The organism is Bradyrhizobium sp. AUGA SZCCT0158, assembly GCF_018130065.1.
Lineage (GTDB): Bacteria > Pseudomonadota > Alphaproteobacteria > Rhizobiales > Xanthobacteraceae > Bradyrhizobium.
In genome coordinates this window covers 12071-32724 of the sequence record NZ_JAFCME010000038.1, presented here as the reverse complement: position 1 = coordinate 32724, position 20654 = coordinate 12071, and the positions used below count along the sequence as shown (strand labels likewise).

16 protein-coding genes are annotated in these 20654 nt (G+C 63.7%); 2 read left to right on the top strand and 14 right to left on the bottom strand.

Annotation, left to right across the window (positions count from 1 at the left end; genetic code table 11):
* Positions 1-109 precede the first annotated feature (109 nt).
* The gene (locus JQ574_RS32030) at positions 110-1480 is read right to left on the bottom strand and encodes an MmgE/PrpD family protein (protein WP_212209942.1); all 1371 of its coding nucleotides are present in this window, start codon (positions 1478-1480) and stop codon (positions 110-112) included.
* Positions 1481-1612: 132 nt separating this feature from the next.
* Between JQ574_RS32030 and JQ574_RS32025 the strand changes: the two genes are divergently transcribed.
* On the top strand, positions 1613-2770 hold the full coding sequence (locus JQ574_RS32025; protein WP_212384167.1) for an FUSC family protein: 1158 nt from the start codon (positions 1613-1615) through the stop codon (positions 2768-2770).
* A 22-nt stretch (positions 2771-2792) separates the two neighbouring features.
* On the opposite strand, the gene JQ574_RS35370 is transcribed toward JQ574_RS32025, so the two are convergent.
* From JQ574_RS35370 to rpsT, 13 genes are all read right to left on the bottom strand, one after another.
* A complete protein-coding gene (locus JQ574_RS35370) occupies positions 2793-3272 on the bottom strand; it encodes an SMI1/KNR4 family protein (RefSeq protein ID WP_312014720.1) in 480 nt (159 codons plus the stop codon).
* A gap of 118 nt (positions 3273-3390) precedes the next feature.
* Positions 3391-4119, bottom strand: coding sequence for a hypothetical protein (locus tag JQ574_RS35365; protein WP_249119734.1), 729 nt, complete (start codon positions 4117-4119; stop codon positions 3391-3393).
* A gap of 36 nt (positions 4120-4155) precedes the next feature.
* A complete protein-coding gene (locus tag JQ574_RS32015; RefSeq protein ID WP_212209938.1) occupies positions 4156-5484 on the bottom strand; it encodes an SMI1/KNR4 family protein in 1329 nt (442 codons plus the stop codon).
* A gap of 170 nt (positions 5485-5654) precedes the next feature.
* A complete protein-coding gene (locus JQ574_RS32010) occupies positions 5655-6122 on the bottom strand; it encodes a DUF2867 domain-containing protein (protein ID WP_212209937.1) in 468 nt (155 codons plus the stop codon).
* The gene (locus JQ574_RS32005) at positions 6119-7522 is read right to left on the bottom strand and encodes an MATE family efflux transporter (protein WP_212209935.1); all 1404 of its coding nucleotides are present in this window, start codon (positions 7520-7522) and stop codon (positions 6119-6121) included. The genes JQ574_RS32010 and JQ574_RS32005 overlap by 4 nt, the downstream gene beginning before the upstream one ends.
* A 50-nt stretch (positions 7523-7572) precedes the next feature.
* Positions 7573-8871 (bottom strand): UDP-N-acetylglucosamine 1-carboxyvinyltransferase, encoded by a 1299-nt coding sequence (gene murA, locus JQ574_RS32000; protein WP_212384166.1) that lies wholly within the window; start codon positions 8869-8871, stop codon positions 7573-7575.
* 14 nt (positions 8872-8885) lie between these two features.
* A complete protein-coding gene (gene gyrB / locus JQ574_RS31995; protein ID WP_212209927.1) occupies positions 8886-11321 on the bottom strand; it encodes a DNA topoisomerase (ATP-hydrolyzing) subunit B in 2436 nt (811 codons plus the stop codon).
* 333 nt (positions 11322-11654) lie between these two features.
* Positions 11655-13862 (bottom strand): hypothetical protein, encoded by a 2208-nt coding sequence (locus tag JQ574_RS31990; RefSeq protein WP_212209925.1) that lies wholly within the window; start codon positions 13860-13862, stop codon positions 11655-11657.
* 117 nt (positions 13863-13979) lie between these two features.
* Positions 13980-15119, bottom strand: coding sequence for a DNA replication/repair protein RecF (gene recF, locus JQ574_RS31985; RefSeq protein WP_212209924.1), 1140 nt, complete (start codon positions 15117-15119; stop codon positions 13980-13982).
* Between the two features lie 46 nt (positions 15120-15165).
* Complete coding sequence (locus tag JQ574_RS31980; protein WP_212209923.1) at positions 15166-15453, bottom strand: GIY-YIG nuclease family protein; 288 nt, start codon at positions 15451-15453, stop codon at positions 15166-15168.
* A gap of 51 nt (positions 15454-15504) precedes the next feature.
* Positions 15505-16623: a DNA polymerase III subunit beta gene (gene dnaN, locus JQ574_RS31975; RefSeq protein WP_192736315.1), complete on the bottom strand. Its 1119-nt coding sequence runs from the start codon at positions 16621-16623 to the stop codon at positions 15505-15507.
* Positions 16624-16978: 355 nt separating this feature from the next.
* Positions 16979-18409: a chromosomal replication initiator protein DnaA gene (gene dnaA / locus JQ574_RS31970; RefSeq protein ID WP_212209922.1), complete on the bottom strand. Its 1431-nt coding sequence runs from the start codon at positions 18407-18409 to the stop codon at positions 16979-16981.
* A gap of 1243 nt (positions 18410-19652) precedes the next feature.
* Complete coding sequence (gene rpsT / locus JQ574_RS31965; protein ID WP_212209920.1) at positions 19653-19919, bottom strand: 30S ribosomal protein S20; 267 nt, start codon at positions 19917-19919, stop codon at positions 19653-19655.
* A gap of 345 nt (positions 19920-20264) precedes the next feature.
* Between rpsT and JQ574_RS31960 the strand changes: the two genes are divergently transcribed.
* A complete protein-coding gene (locus tag JQ574_RS31960; RefSeq protein WP_212209919.1) occupies positions 20265-20582 on the top strand; it encodes a hypothetical protein in 318 nt (105 codons plus the stop codon).
* Positions 20583-20654 lie beyond the last annotated feature (72 nt).

Here is a 20654-nt window from a genome sequence, read left to right as displayed (position 1 = left end):
CGCGAGCTGTGCCGTGAGGAGACAACCCCTCACCCGTCTTCGCTTCGCGAAGCCACCCTCTCCCACAAGGGGAGAGGGGAATACCGCCGATCTGGCGATAGCTCTGCCTCTACTGCCGTCCCAACTGCGTGGCCTTCGCGACGCGATCGAATCGCTCGAGCGAGAGGATCGCGTCCGCAAGCTGGTCCGCGCGGCCGTTCAGCACCGGGCGGGCGAGGGTGAGGAACTTCTGCTGCATCGCCTGCGCGTCCGGAAATGAATCCGGCTCGCCGGAAGGGTCGGCATAGAGTCGCTCATGCACGGCATCATCTGTCGTGATGGAGACGCGTGCGCCAAAGGGATGGGTGCGGCCGATCTCGAGGCGATCGTCCTGCACCACGTCGAACTTGTCGGCCAGCGCGTTCACGGCGGCGTCGCCGAGCCGCTCGTAATCGTCCCAGCCGAAGCGGCCCTGGTCGAGCGCCAGCGCGCCGGTGAAGAACATCGAGAATTGCCCGCCGACGATCGAGGTCGGATGACGCTTGGTGGCGGCATCGCCGGTCAGCGTGATGCCGTTGCGGTGCAGGCCGATCTCGACCTTCTTGATCTGGTCCGGCGTCAGATTGTGCTCCCGGCGCATCGCGATCAGCGCATCGAGCGCCGCGTGGGTGTAGCGGCAGCTCGGATAGGGCTTTACGCCAATTCGAAGCGTCTCATAGGTCTTGCCGAGACCGGCGGTCGCCTTGTCCGGATGCGCGTTGTCGCTGTAGCCGACCAGCAAGCCGTGCTTGCCTTCGACCGATTCGCTCGAACCGACAAAGTCGTTGCGCGCCAGGGTCGCCGCGATCACGCCGTTCATCGCGGCGGCGCCGACCTGATAGCGCTTGTTCCAGGCGCCATTGACCAAAAATTGCAGCGAGCCGGCGGCCTGGCTGCCGGAAACGCCGAACGCCGAGACAATCTGGTCTTGCGACAGGCCGAACAGCTTTCCGGCGGCGGCGGCCGCGCCATAGGTTCCTGCGGTCGCTGTGGGGTGGAAGCCGCGCGCATAATGCGAGGTGGGATCGAGCGCGTTGCCGAGCCGGCAGCACACTTCATAGCCCGCGACGATGGCGGTGAGCACGTCGCGGCCCGAGGCGCCGACCATCTCGCCGACCGCGAACGCCGCCGGCACCACGGGCGCGCTCGGATGCAGCGAGGAATCGGCATGCGTGTCGTCGAAGTCAAGCGAATGGCCGAGCGCGCCGTTGAGCAAGGCGGCGACCGCAGGCGTCCAGGTCTTGGCATCGCCGAACACGGTGGATTCGCCCTTGCCGTCCAGCGCCAAGGCTTCCAGCATCTTCAGCAGCGAGGCGGTGGATTCCGCATCGCGCCGCGCCCGGATCGTGCTGCCGAGGAAATCCAGCGTCAGCACCTTGGCGCGCGCCAATACCTCCGGCGGAATATCCTCGAATTTCAGATTGGCGACGTAGGAGGCGAGCGTTGCGGTTTCGTTGGCCATCGTGTTTCCTCGTTTTGGCCCGCAGGGTAGGCGGGCTGAATCCACCTTTCAAGCCGTCTCCGGGTCGCGGGCACCAGCTATGCTAAAGCTCATTTACCGGCGGGATCGCCTGCAAGTTGCGGAATGGGGCGCATGGTCGGCTTTCTGAAGCGCGTGGCCGATCGTTTGCGGTCGCGGCGGACGCAACTGGCGCTGGCTATACGGGTGACGGTGGCGGCGGTTGTGGCCTACACCATCGCGAACGCCTTGCATCTGACGCTGCCGCTATGGGCTGTTCTGACCTCCCTCATCGTCACCCAGATGAGCGTCGGGCGGTCGCTGAAGGCGACCACCGACTACATGCTGGGGACGATCGGCGGCGCGATCTACGGCGGAGCGCTTGCGGTGCTGATTCCGCATTCGAGCGAAGCGGCGCTGCTGGCGTTGCTGGTGCTCACGGTAGCGCCGCTGGCCTATCTCGGATCGCTCAACCCCAGTTTGACCGCGGCCACGGTGACAGGTGTCATCGTCTTGTTGATCCCGGAGATGCACCACACCAGTCCGCTCGATTCCGTCATCGATCGCCTGATCGAGGTCACCGTCGGCGCGTCCACCGGGCTTGCGGCTTCCTTTCTCGTGCTGCCGTCGCGGGCGCATCGCCAGATCCGCGCCAGTGCGGCGCGCGTGATCGAACTGATCGCGGGCGCATTCTCTGAATTGCTCGTTGGCCTGACGCATGGCCTCGACAATGAAGCCCCGCACCGGATCCAGGAGGGCATCGGTGCTGCTGTGACCGCATTGCATGCGATGGGGCAGGAAGCCGAGCGCGAGCGCGCGGCGCGTCTGTCATCAGGGCCGGACACCGGTCCGCTGCTGCGGACCATCCTGCGGCTGCGTCATGACGTCGTGATGGTCGGACGGGAGTGTCTGGTCGCATTGCCTGCGAACGTGCAGGCGCGGCTGGATACGCCCTTGTCCGGCGTGCGTGAGGCGATTGACGCCCATCTGCGCGCGTCGGCGGCCGCATTGCGCAGCGGCGCCAATCCGCCGGTGATCGACCCGGTGCAATTTGCGCTGCAGGGCTACGCGGAGGAAGTCGCCTCGGTCCGCCGCGATGGTCTGATCCGTGGCCTGCCGGGCGACGTCGCCGAGCGCTTCTTCGCGCTCGGATTCTCGCTGGAACAGATGCGCCAAAACATCGGCGATCTCGATCGCTGCGTCGCGGAGTGGTCTACAAAGCCGCCGGCTAAAGCGTTTTCCAGCGAAAGCCTGCCCCGGACCCGATCCGGGGTGGACTCCGGTTCGCGTTAAGAAAACGCGTTAGAATAAGAATCTAGTCCAGATAAACGCCCAGAAAGCTGAGTGTGGTGGCATCGCGTTTCGCGATGCCGTCGGTGAGGGCTTTCAATGCGGCGTCGAAGCTGGGCGCGGCCTGCTCCAGTTCGAAGGCGCCGTCATGGTCCCACAGGAAGCACCAGCCGAAGCGCTCGCCCTGCCCGAGATTGATCACCAGGCAGCGGCTGTGATGGGCGGGTTCGGCGACCGGCAGCAGATCGCGCGCCGCCACGCCATATTGCTCGCGGAAGTAGGCGTCGATATTCTCCGGATCGTCCTCGGTGAGCGCGATGAAGTTGAACAGGTTGCTGCGCTGGGTCGCCAGGTCCGTCGGGCGGTAGAAGCACAATTCGGCCGAATCGTCCGCCAGCCGGACCTGCAATTCGCCCTCGCCATGCTGCGCGAGGAATTCGCGATAATCCTTCGGCAGCCTGGCGCCGAGTTCCTCCTCGGCCTGAAGCAGGTCGCTTTCACTCACCGCCTTCTTGGTGTACCAGCGCCAACCCTTGTCGGATTTCGATATGCCTTTCCGCCGCGCGACATAGTCGGCATAGGCCGGCAGCTCGATGATCTCTTCGTAGCCGCCAAATGAGAGATTATTTGTAGGCGTAATCGAAGGCTTCTTCCTGCCGTTCCGGAAAGTGCCTGACCAGAATCATCGCGCGCTGCGCGCCGCGATCCTGGCTTGCGTCGACCCTGCAGGCCTCTTCGATTGCCTCGAGCGCGGCTTTCGGATCGTCGGCGCTCAGATGCGCCCAGCTCAGGACCTCAAGCGTGCGGGCCTCGAGCTCGGTTACCCTGATTGACCAGGCGTAATACGGCGTCTTGGCCGCACGGCGGGCCGCGATGGTGTCGCGCCCGCGTTCGGCAAGCTTGATGATCCGGTCATCGTCCTGACCGTCGAAATAACCGTGGTTGGCGGCGAGCAGGAGATAAAGCGGTTCATTTGCCGCCGGCGTGTCCCGAAGCGCGGCAAGATGTTTTGCCTGCTCGTCAAGCGGTTCGCCCAGCGCCGCCAGCATCAACTCGTCGAGGCCTTTTTGCCAGTCGGGCTTGGGCTCTGGGTCCGGCAGCAGATTGCGTAGCACGTAATCCGTGTGCGTGGTTTCCATGTAGCCGGATGCGACGAGTTCGGCGGCAAGCCGGCGGAACGCCGCGACGGCGGTGCCCATGTCGGAAAACTGCTCGCGCAAATACTGGTCTTCTCCGGGTTCGAGGTCCTCACGCATCAGGATGCCCAGAATGATCGGATCGCCGCCGGGAATTAACAGCAATTCCCTGTCATCGTCCCCCGGTGGGCGGTGAAAGAATTTTGCCAGATACATGGGGATCTCCGAACGCGGGCGTAGCGCCGCTGGTGGTCAGTCGAGATATATGCCGAGAAAACCGAGCATGGCGGCATCGCGCTTCTCGATGCCGGAGGTCAGCGCCTTCAGCGCGACGTCGAAGCTGGGCGCGGCCTGTGTGAGTTCCCAACTGCCGTCATGGTCCCACTCGAAACACCAGCCAAAGCGTTCGCCCTGCCCAAGGTTGATCACCAGGCAGCGGCTGTGCTGCGAGGGTGCGGCGACCGGCAGCAGATCGCGCGCGGCCACGCCGTACTGCTCGCGGAAGTAAGCGTCGACCTTTTCCGGATCCTTCTCGAAGCGCGTGATGTAGTTGAACAGATTGGTGCGCTGGGCAGCCAGTTCCGTCGGCCGGTAGAAGCACAGTTCGGCCGATTCTTCCGGCAGCCGGACCTGCAATTCGGTCGAGCCGTATGTCGTGAGGAACTCCCGATAATCCTTCGGCAGGTTGGCGCCGAGCTCTTTCTCGGCCTGCAGCACGTCGCTTTGGCTTGCCGGCTTCTTCGTGTGCCAACGCCAGCCCTTGTCGGATTTCGATTTGCGTTTTCTCTGTTTGACATAGTCGGCATAGGCCGGCAGCGCGATGATGTCTTCGTAGCCGCCAAACTCGTGATATTTGTAGGCGTCATCGAAAGCCTCTTCCTGCCGCTCCGGAAAGTGCTCGACCAGAATTGTCGCGCGCTGCACGCCGCGGTCCTGGCTTGGGTCGACCCGACAGGCCTCTTCGATCGCCTCCAGCGCGGCCTTTGGGTTATCGGCGCGCAGATGCGCCCAGCTCAGAACCTCCAATATCCGGGCCTCGAGGTCGCGATCCTCCATCGACCAGAAATAGTGCGGCGTCCTGGCGACGCGGTGGGCGGTGATGGTGTCGCGGCCGCGTTCGGCAAGCGCAATGATCTGGTTGTTATCCTCTTCGTCGGCGTAGCCGTGATGGGCGGCGAGCCAGAGATAGAGCGGCTGGCTTGCCGCGGGCGTATCCCGAAGCGCGGCAAGATATTTGGCCTGCACGTCAAGCGGTTCGCCCAGCGCTGCCAGCATCAGATCGTCGAGGCCTTTTTGCCAGTCGGGCTTGGGCTCTGGATCCGGCAGCAGATTGCGCAGCATGTAATCCGTGTGCGTGGTTTCGACATAGCCGGCTGCGGTGAGTTCGGCGGCTTGCCGGCGGAACGTGGCGACGGCGGTCTTGGGTTTGGAATATGCCTTGCGCAGGAACTCGTCTTTTTTCCGCGCACCCGGCGCCTCGTTCATATACTTGCCGATGACTGTCGGCTCGTCGCCGGGCATGAACAGCAGACCGCGATCATCATCGCCCGGTGGGCGGTGGAAGAACTTTACCAGACGCATGAGGGTCTCCGAACGCGGGGGCGCAAGGCTGCAGGCAGAAGCTGCCGCCGACGCAAAAAAAGGTCGTGCGACCACGGCCGTCAGCCACGGTCTCCCGGTTTCAGTCGCAGGTTCGGAACAACAGGTTCACGCCGGGCAACAGGCCCGTGAGGCCCGCTTATGTGCCCGATTCAGGCCGCAACCTGGCGCAGCAGGGTGCGGACGATCAGCCGGTGAAACGGCATGATGACGGCCAGATAGGTCCGCCCCAGCCAGTTGTGCGTCAGCACCAGCGTGGTTGCCGTGACCTCCCGGGCGGCGCCTGATGTCGCGACGTCGACGACGATGCGAAAATCCAGATGCTTGTCATTGAAGCCGGCGACCAGCCGGTCTGGCTGCTCGCTGACGATCGGGAATATCCCGACCATCTCTCTGGGTTTAGAACCGGCGCCTGACGTCTTGAGGCCAAACGGCGTCACCAAAATGTTGCGCAGGGTCAGCAGCGCTTCGGCCCATCGCGGCTGCCGCGCCATCATGCACTCGGCTGCCTGCCGCGCATTGAGGGCGCGATCGCCGATTTCGATACGGAAAGCGTCGGCAAACTGCGCGCCGGGCAGTGTGTTCGGGTCGATGGCGGGTGTGACTTCACGAACGGTCATTGCAACGCCAGTCTGTTCGACAGCAGGCGGAAGCGCAAGATCAGCAGAATAGCAAACACGACGGTGCCGACAGACAACCCGACCCAGACGCCACCGGCGCCAAGCGATGTCCGAAATCCGAGCGCCCAGGCGCAGGTAAAGCCGACCAGCCAGTAGCTGAAGGTCGCGAACAACAGGGGGATGCGCGTGTCGTTCATGCCGCGCAGCGCGCCGTTGGCGACGGTCTGAATCCCGTCGGTGATGAAAAAGGTGGTTCCGACCAGCAGCAGCGTTGCCGTCAGCGTCGCCGTGGCGTCGACGGCTTCGCCGAGGAACAGTTCGGCGATCGTGAACCGTCCCAGGATCACGGCAAGCGTCATCGTCGCCATGAACACCGTCCCGAGCAGGATCGCGACATAGCCAGCGCGCCTGACGGCGTCGCGGTCGCGGCGCCCGACCGCATGTCCGACCCTGACGGTGGCCGCCATGCTGATCCCGAACGGCACCATGTAGAGGATGGCCGCGATCTGCAGGGCGATCTGGTGCGCGGCGAGCGCGGTGGTTGAGATCAGGCCCATCAGCAGGCCGGCCGCGCCGAACAATCCGTATTCGAGCATAAACGCCATCGAGATCGGCGCGCCGATGACGACGAGCTTGCCCATCAACGGCCAGTCGATCCGCCAGATGCGGCCGAGCACGTGATATTTGCGGAACGGCCGGCGGCGCGCGGTGAACCACAGCCCGGCGAGGAACGTTCCGAGATTGACGATGCTGGTCGCAAGGCCCGCGCCGAACAGCCCAAGCTCAGGCAGGCCCCATTTGCCGTAGAGCAGCGGATAGACCAGCAGCGCATTGGCCGGGATCGCGGCCAGCGTGATCCACAGCACCGGCTCGGGCCGGTTCACGGCGCTCATGAAGCCGCGTATCGCGATAAACCACAGCGCCGGCAGGATACCCCAGGCGAGGCCGAACAGATATTGTTGCGCAAGCTTTGCGGCAGCCGGCGCCTGGCCGAGCGCGATCAGGATCGCCTCGCCGCGGAACGGCAGTATCATCAGCGGCGCCGAGATCAACACCGCCGCCCACAGGCCGACGCGCAGCGCGCGGCGCACCATGCGCGGGTCGCACGCGCCGAAAGCTTGCGCCGCCAGCGGCGCCACGGCAGACACCAGGCCAAGGCCGAACGTGAAGATCACGAAGAAGACCGTATGCGCGAGGGCTGCGGCGGCAACCGCTTCGCCGCCGAGCCGGCCGATGAACGCCAGATCGGTCGTCATCATCGCGATCTGCCCGAGCTGGGTCAGCGCCAGCGGCACCGCGAGCTTCAGCGTTTCGGCGAACTCCTCAGCCAGATGGCCGCGCGTCCGCGCCGCCGGGACAGGCGCGAGCGAGGTTGCGTCGATTTTGTCGAGCGAGGTCATGGATCAGGACTAACACGGCGACGGGCCGAAAAAGTGACGGTGGCTGCGACCTAACCGCCGTCTCGAGCCGGCACCCGCGTAATCCTGGCGCCGAGTGCATTGAGCCGTTCCTCGATCCGCTCATAGCCGCGTTCGATCTGGTCGGCATTGTTGATGGTGGAAGTGCCTCCCGCGGCCACCGCCGCCAGCAGCATCGCCATGCCGGCGCGGATATCGGGCGACGTCATCAATGCCCCGCGCAGCCGGCTCGGGCCCGCCACGATGGCCCGGTGCGGGTCGCACAGCACGATGCGGGCGCCCATCGAGATCAGCTTGTCGACGAAGAACATCCGCGATTCGAACATCTTCTCGAACATCAGGATGACGCCGTCGCATTGCGTGGCGGTGACGATGGCGATCGACATCAGGTCGGCGGGAAAGGCCGGCCAGGGCTGGTCTTCGAGCTTCGGCACATGGCCGCCGAAATCGTCCTGGATCTTCATGGTCTGGCCGGACGGCACCACGAGATCGTCGCCTTCGACGCCGCAGACGATGCCGAGCCGCTCAAAGCCCATCCGGACCGAGCGCAGATGCTCGACGCCGGCGCGCGCGATGCGCAGCGGCGAGCGCGTCACCGCGGCGAGCCCGATCAGCGAGCCGACCTCGATATGGTCGGGCTGGATCGCGTAGCTGGTCCCGCCCAGCGTCGCCGGCCCGTGGATGACGATGGTGTTGGTGCCGATGCCCTCGATCTTGGCGCCGAGCGCGACGAGGAAGTTGGCGAGGTCCTGCACATGCGGCTCGGAGGCGGCGTTGCGCAGATACGTCGTGCCGTGGGCGGCGACCGCGGCGACCAGCGCGTTTTCGGTGGCGGTGACGCTGGGCTCGTCGAGGAAAACGTCGGCGCCCTTCAGTCGCGAGGCGCGGAACTCCAGCCGGTGCGTCGCCGTGACGGTGGCGCCAAGCTGTTCGAAGGCCAGAAAATGCGTATCGAGGCGGCGGCGGCCGATCACGTCGCCGCCGGGCGGCGGCAGCGCCACCTCGCCGCAGCGGGCCAGCAGCGGCCCCGCCAGCAGGATCGAGGCGCGGATGCGCGCGCAGAGTTCGGGATCGAGATCAGCGGCGCGAATTTCCTTGGCGTGGATTTTCAGCGTGTTGCGCTGCTCCCACTCGGCCGCGGCGCCGACCGAGCGGATCAGTTCGACCAGCGTCTCGGTATCGCGAATCCGGGGAACGTTTTCGAGCGTGACCGGGTGATCGGTCAGCAGCGCCGCCGCGATGATCGGCAGCGCCGCGTTCTTGTTGCCCGACGGCTCGATGGTGCCCGCAAGCCGGTGGCCGCCTTCAACGATGTACTGGATGGGCGCCACTGGAACTCCGTGCATCACACGTCGACATTGGCGCTGAGCGAGTTATCCTGGATGAATTCGCGGCGCGGCTCGACCACGTCGCCCATCAGCTTGGTGAAGATGTCGTCGGCCTCGTCGACCTCCTTGATCTTCACCTGCAGCAGCGAGCGCTCGTTGGTATCGAGCGTGGTTTCCCAGAGCTGCTCCGGATTCATCTCGCCGAGACCTTTGTAGCGCTGCAGCGCCACGCCCTTGCGGCCGGCGTCGGTCACCGCTTCGAACAGGCTGACCGGCCCGTGAATCGCGATCTCGGCATCCTTGCGGCGCAACAGGCCCGGCTTCGGATAGGCCTCCTGCAGCTTCGCCGCGTAATCGTCGAGCTTGCGGGCGTCGGCGGAGCCGAGCAGCGCGTCGTCGATGATGGCGGCATCCTTGACGCCGCGGACGGTGCGTTCGAACAGGAAGCCTTCACCCTCCGTGAAGCGCCCGCTCCAGCCGCGCTCGACTTCGTCGGCCAGGGCATCGAGCCGCTTGGCGATGTAATCGGCGGCGGCATTGGCGTTGCCGATATCGCTTGTGATCTTCGGGCTCAAAACGCCGGCGATCGCGGCCTGCTCGACCACCATGCGGTTATAGCGGCTGTGCAGATTATGCAGGATGCCGCGGATGACGCGGGCGTCCTCCACCAGTGACAGCAGGTCACGGCCGCCACGCTCCGAGCCCGTGGCCGGCTTGAACACGCAATCGTCGAGGCCGGCTGCGATCAGGTAATCCTCCAGCGCGCGCTCGTCCTTCAGGTACTGCTCGGACTTGCCGCGCGTCACCTTGTAGAGCGGCGGCTGGGCGATGAAGAGATGGCCGCGGTCGATCAATTCGCGCATCTGCCGATAGAAGAAGGTCAGCAGCAGCGTGCGGATATGCGAGCCGTCGACGTCGGCGTCCGTCATCAGGATGATCTTGTGGTAGCGCAGCTTGTCCGCGCTGAAATCGTCGCTGATGCCGGTGCCGAGCGCTGCGATCAGTATCCCGATCTGCTCGCTGGACAACATCTTGTCCATGCGAACGCGCTCGACGTTGAGGATCTTTCCGCGCAGCGGCAAGACCGCCTGGAATTCGCGGTTGCGGCCCATCTTGGCGCTGCCGCCTGCGGAGTCACCTTCGACGATGAACAGTTCGGATTTGGCGGGATCTTTTTCCTGGCAATCCGAGAGCTTGCCGGGCAGCGAGGAGCTACCAAGCGGACTCTTCCGGGTCAGTTCGCGCGCCTTGCGGGCGGCTTCGCGCGCGGCGGCGGCCTGGATCACCTTGCCGACAATGACCTTGGCTTCTGACGGATGTTCCTCGAACCATGCCGCCAGCGCTTCGTTGAGCACGTTCTCGACCACCGGGCGCACTTCCGAGGAGACCAGCTTGTCCTTGGTCTGCGACGAGAATTTCGGATCCGGCACTTTTACCGAAAGCACCGCGGTGAGGCCTTCGCGGCAATCGTCGCCGGTCAGCGCGATCTTTTCCTTTTTCGCGTTGGCCTCGGCATAGCCGTTGACCTGGCGCGTCAGCGCGCCGCGGAAGCCGGCCAGATGGGTGCCGCCGTCACGCTGCGGGATGTTGTTGGTGAAGCACAGCACGTTCTCGTGGTAGCTGTCGTTCCACCACAGCGCGGCCTCGACGCCGATGTCGTTCAATTCCGCCCGCACCATGATCGCGGCGGGCACGATCGCCTTCTTGTTGCGGTCGAGATATTTGACGAATTCCTCGACGCCGCCGGCGTATTGCATCACCTCGCGCTTTTCGACCGCATGGCGCATGTCGGACAGCACGATATTGACGCCGGAATTCAGGAACGCGAGCTCGCGCAGGCGATGCTCCAGCGTCGCGAAATCATACTCGACATTGGTGAAGGTTTCGGACGACGCAAAGAACGTCACCTCGGTGCCGCGCTTGCCATTGGCTTCACCTACCACCTTGAGCGGGGCAACGGAATCGCCGTGGGCGAACTCGATGTAATGCTCCTTGCCGTCGCGCCAGACCCGAAGCTGCAGCTTGCTCGACAGCGCGTTGACGACGGAGACGCCGACGCCGTGCAGGCCGCCGGAGACCTTGTAGGAGTTCTGGTCGAATTTTCCGCCGGCGTGCAGCTGGGTCATGATGACTTCGGCCGCGGAAATGCCTTCGCCCTTGTGGATGTCGACCGGAATGCCGCGGCCATCGTCGCGCACCGTCACCGAGCCGTCGGCATTGAGCACGACTTCGACCGCGCTGGCGTGACCGGCAAGCGCTTCGTCGATCGCATTGTCGACGACCTCGTACACCATGTGGTGCAGGCCGGATCCGTCATCGGTGTCGCCGATATACATGCCCGGCCGCTTGCGCACGGCGTCGAGGCCCTTCAACACCCGGATCGATTCCGCGCCATATTCAATCGGAATGGGATGCTCAGTGTCGGCAGGTGTCTGCCGGGCAGGTTCTGTCATGTAAGGCCTTCGAGGTGTCCCGAATCAGCTGCGCAATATGAGGCGCTGATTGATCTATTTGTGCCATGAAAGAGGCCATGCGCCTAGCGCAAAGTCTCCGTCTTCAAGCTATTGAATAAATAGTATTTTTTGGCGCTCTTTCAAGGCGCTCAAAGGGCGATTCGGCGGCCTCTGAAAAGGACGATTCGAGGGATGATTCCGGGCCTTCAAGTGCCTGTTTTTCAGATGCCGTTGCGGCAGAAAATGGCAGGCCGCAACGGAGCTGCCGGAGAACGGTGCAACCACCCGCGTGCCCGGGACGCAAGCGCCCGCGAGCAAGCCGCGCCAGGCCCCTCAATACATCTGCAGCGACAACGCATCTCCGCTCGGCGCAATGATCAGGCCCCAGGCGTCGTCAGCGGTCACTTCGACCGTATCGTTTCGTGCCGGACGGCCCGCGACCTTCACGGAATAGGCGTATTTGCCCGGCGGCAGGTCGAGCATCGGAGGCTTCGCCGATTGCGGCCCGCCGGCACCGGCAGCGAGCTTGATCGTCTGCTTGTTGATCGTGACCGCGGCTTCACCGCCGCCCATGTTGCCGAACACCAGCCTGGCCTGACCCGGCTTCGGGATCACGCCGGCCTTTGCGGCGACCTCGGTATATTTCTGTGCGAGGCTGACGGTGGTCTCGTCCTTGGCGCGGCCGAGTTTTAGCTGTGCGGGCCCATCGGGCGACGCAAATGCCAGTTGCACGCGGTCTGCCTGCACGACGGCGCGCTCCGCGGATTCCTTCCAGCCGCGTTTGCCAAGCTCGGTGCGATAGAAGGCGAGCACGGAAGCGAGATCCGCAGGGACGCTGATTTCGAGTTCCCGGCGGAGCGGAGCGTTGCTGCCAGGCAGCTTTCCACTTCCGCGGGAGACAGTCGAACCACGCTGCTTGGGCATCGGAAACGGCGCGTCGGCATCGGTTTCGGGGTCGGCTTCGAGAACCTGCACCGCCGCTTTGGCGCCGCTGGACGCCTGAGTGGCGTCTGCTGCACCGGGCTTGGCGGCCATCTTCGCATCGGCCACCACCAGCGCCGATCCGTAGCCGCTGATCTTCGCCCTCGGGCCCATCTGCATGATCGTGAGCGACATCGCCTTGCCGCCTTTGGAGAACTCCATCACGGCCATGGCGGCATGGTTGATGGGCGAGGGCTTCTCTTTCCAGCCCTGAGCCTTCAGCGCGCCGCTATAGAACGCCGCGACCGCTCTCACGGTCGAGGGGGAATAGAAATCGAGGCGGCCATCGGCGGCTTCGAACTTCACCTCTTCGGCGTTCTCGGGCAGCGGTACGGGTTTCGAATTGTCGGCAAGGGCGCGCAGCGGCGCGTCCGACAGCTTGGCGGCCTGGGCCACCCGCCGCACTTCGTCGGCTGCGATGATCTCCTTTGCCATGGCCGCCGCATCGCTGAGAAACTTCGCGTCGGCTTCCTTCTTGGCCTTGGCGCGCGCGGCGAGGGCGGCTTCCTTCATGTGAGTCGCGACATTGACCATCGTCATGTCATATCGGCGGCTGAGCTTCAGCGTGGCGGTTTGCTCGGCCGAGGAAAAATTCAGCGTGACGTTGTCCGGGGTGACGACGGCGCCGCGCGTCTCTTCCGTCCAGCTCCGCGCCGCAAACTCGCGGCGATAAAACGCCAGCGTTGCGGGAAGCTCGGCAACGACGCCGATGTCCAGGCTGCGGTCGACCGAATTGGAATCACCGGAACCGCGCAGGCTCTGGGTTGTCTTCGGTATCGGCAGGCCGGACACGTCGTCAGCGGCTTCGAGCTTTTCCGGCATCGCAAATGGCGCAACCCGGATCTCCACGCCGGTCCGTCCGTCGTCGCGGCGCTGCAGCGTCAGCATCACCGGCCGCTGCTGATGAGGGCCATTCTTGGCATCATGGCTGTAATAGGCGCGCACGCCGGGCTCGATCGTCTCGCTGAGCTGCGCGTTCGGCCAGCGCGCCGCCGCCTCCGCGGCTTCGAGCGGCCTCCAGCCGATCGCTTCCATCTCCTTGCGGAAGAAGTCGAGCGTTGCGTCGAACCCGGTCGGGGCGATGCAGCCAAGATAGGGCCGCCGCTCGTCGTAGAGGATGTCGACGGCACCTGGCGGGAACGGCACGTTCGCATAAATTGGGATGTAGCTATTATAGGACAGGGTGGATTGCTTGCCCAGCCAGACGCTCATATTCAGTCCTTGCCGTCCTCTCTTGAAAGCCGACGAGGAGGTGTTTTCGAGCGGGCGCACATATTCCACCCAGCCGTCGGCGGCCAGCGATTTCTTCGTCGCCGCGGCCGTGGCCGCGACGGAAGCCGGAATGTCGTAGGTCAATCGATAGGTTTTGCCGTGATGGGTTTTGGTCTCGGCCGTTTTTTCCACGGCGCCTTCGGGCCGCGGCAGGGTGCGGACATCGACCATGGTGTCAGCGGTGTAATCGGCGCTGGCGGCAACCGGCACGCTGGCGATCACCGCGAGGGTGAGAGCAAACAGGTGTTTTCGTGCCGGGACCAGCGTCCCGCGCGTCGTTCCAAACATGGGTATCTCCGGATATTGCCGATGCCTGGCGCAGCAGCGATGGCCGCGCATCGATGGCGCGATTACTGGAGTCTAGTCGCGCGGGTGGGCGTTGAGGTTCAACCGGGCGCCTGTTGCTCAGGGGCGACGGGCGACTTGGCCGGAATCGACGTCGAAAACCTCGCCGGATGCGCCGATATCGGCGAATGCCGCCGGATCGGCGCCGGTCATCCAGACCTGCGCGCCGAGTTTTGCCAGCTCATTGAACAGTGCTTTCCGCCGGCCCGGATCGAGATGTGCGATGACCTCGTCGAGCAGCAACAGCGGCACGATGCCGGTCATCTCGGCGACCAGCGTGGCATGGGCAAGCACCAGCCCGATCAGCAGCGCCTTCTGTTCGCCGGTGGAGGCATCGCGCGCCGGCATGTTCTTCGGCGCGTAGACCACCTGCAGGTCGGTCAAATGCGGACCGTCCAGCGTACGGCCGGCCGCGGCGTCGCGTGGCCGGCTAGCGCGCAGGATCTCGCGGTAACGATCCTCCACGGCCGTCGCAGGTTCGCTCACCAGCGCATTCTCCATCCAGCCGTCGAGCATGATCTGCGCCGACGGAAACGCGGAAGCCGCACCGCGCTCGCGCAGCATCGCTGCGAGTTTTGTCACGGTCTGGCCGCGGGTGGCGGCAACCGCGACCGCAAGCTCGGCGGTTTCGCGCTCGATCGCGTCGCACCAATGGTCATCGTAATTGCGCACTTCGAGCAGCCGGTTGCGCGAGCGCAGCGAACGCTCCAGCGCCGACACGCGGCTGGAATGCTCGCTGTCGATCGCCAGCACCAGCCGGTCGAAGAAGCGCCGCCGTTCCGAGGCGGCGCCAAGAAACAGCCCGTCCATCGCCGGTGTCAGCCACACCATGCGCAAATGATCGCCGAACGCCGTTGCCGAACTCACCGGCTCGCGATCGATCCGGCAGCGCCGGCCAGTGGAACTGTTTTCATTTGCCGGCGCATCGATACCGGTGCCCACCGTCGCAAGCCCCAGCGCGCCCTCGACTTCGGCGGAGACGGCCCAGGAACCGTCGCCCTGATTGTCCGCGACATCTTCCAGCGTCGCGCGCCGCAAGCCCCGTCCCGGCGACAGAAACGAGATCGCCTCGAGACAATTGGTCTTGCCGGCGCCGTTCGGTCCCACCAGCACCACGACGTCGCCGCGCGTCTGCACGCTCCCCGCCCGATAATTGCGAAAATGCGTCAGCGTCAGCTTGTGGATGCGGGAAGGGGTCATATCAGGTTGTCATTGCCGGGCTTGACCCGGCAATCCATCGTCCGCGCTAGCGGACAATCTCTTCGTACAAATCTCGCCAGTCGGGATTGCTCGCGATAATCAGGTCGATTTTCCACTCGCGCGACCAATGTTTGATGTTCTTCTCGCGTTGAAGTGCCGTGGCGATTGCTTCGTGCGGCTCAAAATATACCAATGTCTTGATGCCGTACTTCTTGGTGAAGCCGTCTGCCAAACCCTCTCGATGCTCGTAGACGCGCCGCACCAGATTGTTTGTCACGCCAACATATAGCGTTCCACCGGGCTTACTTGCGAGAATGTATACCCAATAGGTCATTTTCGAAGGTGATGGATTGCCGGGTCAAGCCCGGCAATGACAGCTAATTCCTCACACCCGCATCGGCATCAGCACGTAGAGCGCGCCTTTGTTGTCCTTGTCCTGCACCAGGGTCGGGGAGCCGGGATCGGCCAGCCGCAGCACCGCGACCTCGCCTTCGATCTGGGCGGCGATGTCAAGCAGATAGCGTGAGTTGAATCCGATATCGAGCGCGTCGGAGGCGTATTCGACTTCGAGTTCTTCGGTGGCGCTGCCGGAATCCGGGTTGGTCACCGATAGCACCAGCTTGCCGGCCGACAATGCCAGTTTCACCGCGCGGCCGCGTTCGCTCGAAATGGTCGAGACGCGGTCGACCGCAGCCTCGAAATCCTTTTTGTCGACGATCAGTTCCTTGTCGTTGTTCTGCGGAATGACGCGGCCGTAATCCGGGAAGGTGCCGTCGATCAGTTTCGAGGTCAGCACCACATTGCCGAGGGTGAAGCGGATCTTGCCCTGCGACAATTCGATCGAGACTTCGGCTTCATTGTCCTCGATCAGCCGCTGCACCTCGCCGACGGTCTTGCGCGGCACGATCACGCCGGGCATGCCGACAGCGCCCTTCGGGAGAACCAGATCGATCTGCGCCAGCCGGTGTCCGTCGGTCGCCACCCCGCGCAGGGTCGCAGCCTTGGCGCTGCCGGCCGAGTGCAGGTAGATGCCGTTGAGGTAATAGCGGGTCTCTTCGGTCGAGATCGCAAATTGGGTGCGGTCGATCAGGCGCTTGACGTCGGCGGCGGCCAGCGAGAACGAATGCGTCATGTCGCCGGCGGCCAGATCGGGAAAATCGCTTTCGGGGAGGGTCTGCAGCGTGAAGCGCGAACGGCCGGCACGGATCGCCAGCACCGAACGGTCGCCGTCGGCCTCCAGTACGATCTGCGCGCCATCGGGCAGCTTGCGGACGATGTCGTAGAACATATGCGCCGGCACGGTGGTCGAGCCGGCGGTTCCGGTTTCCGCCGCCAGGGTTTCCGTCACCTCGAGGTCGAGGTCGGTGGCCTTCAGCGACAGCTTGGCGTTTTCGGCACGGATCAGCACGTTGCCGAGGATCGGGATGGTGTTGCGGCGCTCGACCACGCGATGGACGTGGCCCAGCGATTTCAGGAGTTGCGCGCGTTCGACGGTGACCTTCATTGCAATACCCGCCTGATCCCTAAGATGGAAAAGCCGGGCGGCCCTGAAGGCGCGCCGCGGCCATTGAAACCCGAAAGCCGGATCAAGATGGGACTTGATCAAACCTTCGGGGGGACCGCAAGGTGGCGCGGATAGAGCCCAAGCGCAAGGGATAGCGACGCCGTTTCCCACGGTTTGCGGGCAAATTCACCGTCGTCCCGGCGCAGGCTCAGATGCGCAATTGCGCATCGGGGGACCCATAACCACAGGCGTGTGGCTTGCATAAGCCGTCGGCCAGGGTGCCCAAACGCCCGGCCGCGGAGTATGGGTTCCGGCGCCCCGTGCGCTATTGCGCACTAGGCCGGAACGGCTGCGTTCATTCCTGCAATTGGCGCTTCAGCGATTCCACCTCTTCCGACAGCGCGGTATCCCGGGACACCAGTGCCTCGATCTTGCGCACGGCGTGCAGCACCGTGGTGTGGTCGCGTCCGCCGAACCGGCGGCCGATCTCGGGCAGCGACCGCAGCGTCAGCGTCTTGGCCAGGTACATCGCGACCTGGCGCGGGCGAACCACATTGGCGGTGCGCCGGGAGGACAACAGGTCCGAACGGCTGACATTATATTGCCGGGCCACCACGCGCTGGATGTCCTCGATCTTGATCCGCTTCGGTTCCTGCGGACGGATCAGGTCGCGGACTTCGCGCTCGGCCATTTCCAGCGTCACCGGCTGGGCGTTGAGCTTGGAGTGCGCGAGCAACCGGTTGATGGCGCCTTCGAGATCCCGGCCGTTATGGGTGATGGTGCGCGCCAGATAGTCCAGCACCGGCTCCGGCACGTCGAAGCTCGCATGATGGGCACGGGCCGCGGCGACGCGCGATCTGAGGATGCCGAGCCGAAGCTCTTCGCCGAGCGAACCCATTTCCACGACGAGGCCGCCGGCCAGCCGCGAACGCACGCGATCATCGAGGCTTTCGAGATCGGACGGCGGACGGTCGGCCGCGATCACGACCTGGCGGCCGGCATCGATCAGCGCGTTCAGCGTATGGCAGAACTCGGCCTGGGTCGATTTGCCCTGCAGGAATTGCAGATCGTCGATCACGAGCACGTCGATGCCGCGCAGCGCTTCCTTGAACGCCAGCGCCGTCTGCGTCTTCAGCGCCGCGACGAAGCCGTACATGAACTTCTCGGCGGTAAGATAGAGCACCTTGCGCTCGTTGCCGGAATTGCCGGCCCACGTGACGGCCTGCAGCAGATGGGTTTTGCCGAGGCCGACGCCGGCGTGAATATAGAGAGGATTGAACATCACGGCATCGCCGCGCCGCCCTTCGGCGACCTGACGTGCCGCCGCATGCGCCAGCGTGTTGGAGCGGCCGATCACGAAACTTGCAAAGGTGAGGCGCGGATCGAGCGGCGAGCCGCCGAGCGCATCATGGCTCGCGGACACCGGCGCGGTCGCGGTGGCGCGCAGCTCGGGCGCGGGACGGCCGTTGGCATGCTCGACGCGGCGCTGATCGGCCGGCGCGGGAGCTTCCTTCGCGGGTGCGGCGCATCGCATCGCCGTGCGCACGGTGAGGTCGATCCGGTGCACTTCGGGCATCTCGGCCTGCCAGCAGGCGAGAACGCGATCGGCGTAATGCGCCTGGATCCAGCTCTTGAGGAACCGGGTCGGAACCGACAGATGGACGTTCTCGTCCTGCACGCCTTCCAGATCCATGCGCGCGAACCAGCTCGTATAGACGTCTTCGCCTACCGTCGTCCGCAACCGACCCTTCACCCGCGACCAGCGATCCTGTTCGATATTCGTCATTGCCTGATAACTTCTCTGAAAGAGTAATGTTCGTTGCTAAATCGCCTTGCAGGGTTCCTGCCAACAGGGGTGCTGCAAGGCGCGACCTCAAACGGGACTTCAACTCCGGACATGGATCGACCGTTCGGCGCGAACCGCCGCTGGTCAGATTGTCGGTTGGAGAAGAAGGTTTCCCGTGAGGTCAGCGCGTACTCGACGGTCCATCCGGAGTTCGCACCGAGGAATGGTTGGAAAAGAAGGCTGGAGAAACCAATACGGTCTGTTGTGAAATGCGTCCGTCTAATGCCGCGATTCCGTAAAGCATAGTGCCTCCCCCTCTCGCCGCGAAAGCGCGCGGCGAGTTGTCATGTCGAAAGTGTTTTTCAAAGTCAGTCTGCCGCTACCGAACATCGAATGCCCGGCGCTGCGCCGCCGCGTAACCTCAGTCTGTCGTCTTCAACACGTTCACGCGCTACGCGTTCCCAACGATGCGGTTGCCAACACCTGCCTTATCTCCCTAGTCATCGACACGCGAAACCTGCACGCCACGCCTGAGAAATTTAGACACAGAACAACCATTCTCATATTGCTATGAGTTACCAACTTAGCATCGCTTGGAAAGCGTCGCTAACGCGCACACCGCCGCCGATTTGCACGTCCACCCTTGGGTCTCAAACCGCGCTGGTCTGGAGAGCCGTGGGCGTCGCGAACGACCATAGATGTACACCAAGCGGAAATTCTGACAATCCGTGAATCGACGTGCGTGACCGAGTCTTCGGCTGTGTGGCCGCGCTGCAATTGTGACACTCGAAAGCAAGTTTTTGGATTCGTGAACAGAATCGCGCGCGCTTGCGCATCGTGACAATTTTCGACGCACTCGAGAAAAATTTTAAGAAACCGTTACAATCGCGCTTGCGCGGACCGGTTTTCAAACCGCTTGAAGTCGCTATGTGGATAAGTGGTTAGCGAGACGAAGTTTTTCGCGATTCTTTTTTAGGGTAACTCTCGCGCGGCTGTTGCGGGTAAACCGCGGGAATCTTTTTGAACCCCGCGCAACAAAACTTGAATCTCGCGCAGCAAAACGTGCTGTGCATCTCGCGTCTGCGCACAGCATTGCCGTTGCAACAAACTGCACCGCGTAAAACTACGGGGCCGAAGAAATATGACACGCGCTCGACTGTGCAGCAACGGGACAATCGAATTGGAAAAAAGAAAAAGCCCGGCCAGGGCCGGGCTTTTTTGACGAATATTTTTTTCCGTCAGTTCATTTCGCAAGCTTGGCGATCTGGTGCGTCAGGCGTGACACCTTCCGGCTCGCGTTGTTCTTGTGAATGATGTTGCGCTGCGCGGCTTGCATCAGTTCCGGTTCCGCGCGCGCCATCGCCTTCAACGCTGCATCGCGGTCGCCGCTCTCGATGGCTTCTTCGACGGTGCGAACCGCACCACGCATCTGGGTGCGGCGCGACTTGTTGATGATGGTGCGGCGGGCAATCTTGCGGGTCGCCTTTTTGGCGGAAGTGGTATTGGCCATGTTCTCAACTATCCTTCGGCTGTCATCGCTCGGGTGGTCGGGCTTGAGCGCGCCGGCCGTTCAAATTGCGCTGGTGTGTTTCAAGGTGTCCTTGAGGTCGCCATGCTCGGGAGCCAAAATGCTCCCACCGCGGCGCGGCTCAAAGAACAGCGGCGGCGGGATTGCGCCCGCCGCCATTGGGGGTCTTATAGAGGGCTGGTTCTGCACCGTCAACGCTTTCCGGCCCCCCCAAAACCGGAAAATCCGGCCGGAAATGGCGCATAAGGTGCTGACGAGGTTGAATTTATTAGGGGGGCCCGGTATTGGGCTGAAGGCCCTCCGGGCCCGACAGGTATAAGGTGACGCATGATCCGCGGTTTCTTCCGGCTAATTGGCCTGCTGCTCCTGGCCGGCGGATTCATCTTCATGGTCTATGACGGCGCACGGTATGTCGCCGACCAGACTCTGCGTTTCACCCGGTTCGGGCAGTTCTGGAACGACATCCACCAGTCCAGCCAGCTGGCGTTTCGCACTTCGGTTGAGAGTGCCGCGCCCTGGCTCTGGAACAGCGTCATCAAGGTCCTGCTGGACCAGCCGGTGTTCGCGGTGCTGGGCGTGTTCGGCATTCTCTTGATGATCCTGTTCCGGCCCCGCAAGCCGCTGATCGGCTATTCGCGGGACTGACAGGCTTTGGTTCGGCAAGGCCGGCGTTGCCAAGGCTTAATCTAAGGAGGCTTGCGTAACAGGGCTGCGGCA

What these genes read in the sequence shown, in the direction of transcription:
- JQ574_RS32030 (WP_212209942.1), bottom strand. Translation starts at nt 1,480, where the DNA reads ATGGCCAACGAAACCGCAACGCTCGCCTCCTACGTCGCCAATCTGAAA.
- JQ574_RS32025 (WP_212384167.1), top strand. Translation starts at nt 1,613, where the DNA reads ATGGTCGGCTTTCTGAAGCGCGTGGCCGATCGTTTGCGGTCGCGGCGG.
- JQ574_RS35365 (WP_249119734.1), bottom strand. Translation starts at nt 4,119, where the DNA reads ATGTATCTGGCAAAATTCTTTCACCGCCCACCGGGGGACGATGACAGG.
- JQ574_RS32015 (WP_212209938.1), bottom strand. Translation starts at nt 5,484, where the DNA reads ATGCGTCTGGTAAAGTTCTTCCACCGCCCACCGGGCGATGATGATCGC.
- JQ574_RS32010 (WP_212209937.1), bottom strand. Translation starts at nt 6,122, where the DNA reads ATGACCGTTCGTGAAGTCACACCCGCCATCGACCCGAACACACTGCCC.
- JQ574_RS32005 (WP_212209935.1), bottom strand. Translation starts at nt 7,522, where the DNA reads ATGACCTCGCTCGACAAAATCGACGCAACCTCGCTCGCGCCTGTCCCG.
- gyrB (WP_212209927.1), bottom strand. Translation starts at nt 11,321, where the DNA reads ATGACAGAACCTGCCCGGCAGACACCTGCCGACACTGAGCATCCCATT.
- JQ574_RS31990 (WP_212209925.1), bottom strand. Translation starts at nt 13,862, where the DNA reads ATGTTTGGAACGACGCGCGGGACGCTGGTCCCGGCACGAAAACACCTG.
- recF (WP_212209924.1), bottom strand. Translation starts at nt 15,119, where the DNA reads ATGACCCCTTCCCGCATCCACAAGCTGACGCTGACGCATTTTCGCAAT.
- JQ574_RS31980 (WP_212209923.1), bottom strand. Translation starts at nt 15,453, where the DNA reads ATGACCTATTGGGTATACATTCTCGCAAGTAAGCCCGGTGGAACGCTA.
- dnaN (WP_192736315.1), bottom strand. Translation starts at nt 16,623, where the DNA reads ATGAAGGTCACCGTCGAACGCGCGCAACTCCTGAAATCGCTGGGCCAC.
- dnaA (WP_212209922.1), bottom strand. Translation starts at nt 18,409, where the DNA reads ATGACGAATATCGAACAGGATCGCTGGTCGCGGGTGAAGGGTCGGTTG.
- rpsT (WP_212209920.1), bottom strand. Translation starts at nt 19,919, where the DNA reads ATGGCCAATACCACTTCCGCCAAAAAGGCGACCCGCAAGATTGCCCGC.
- JQ574_RS31960 (WP_212209919.1), top strand. Translation starts at nt 20,265, where the DNA reads ATGATCCGCGGTTTCTTCCGGCTAATTGGCCTGCTGCTCCTGGCCGGC.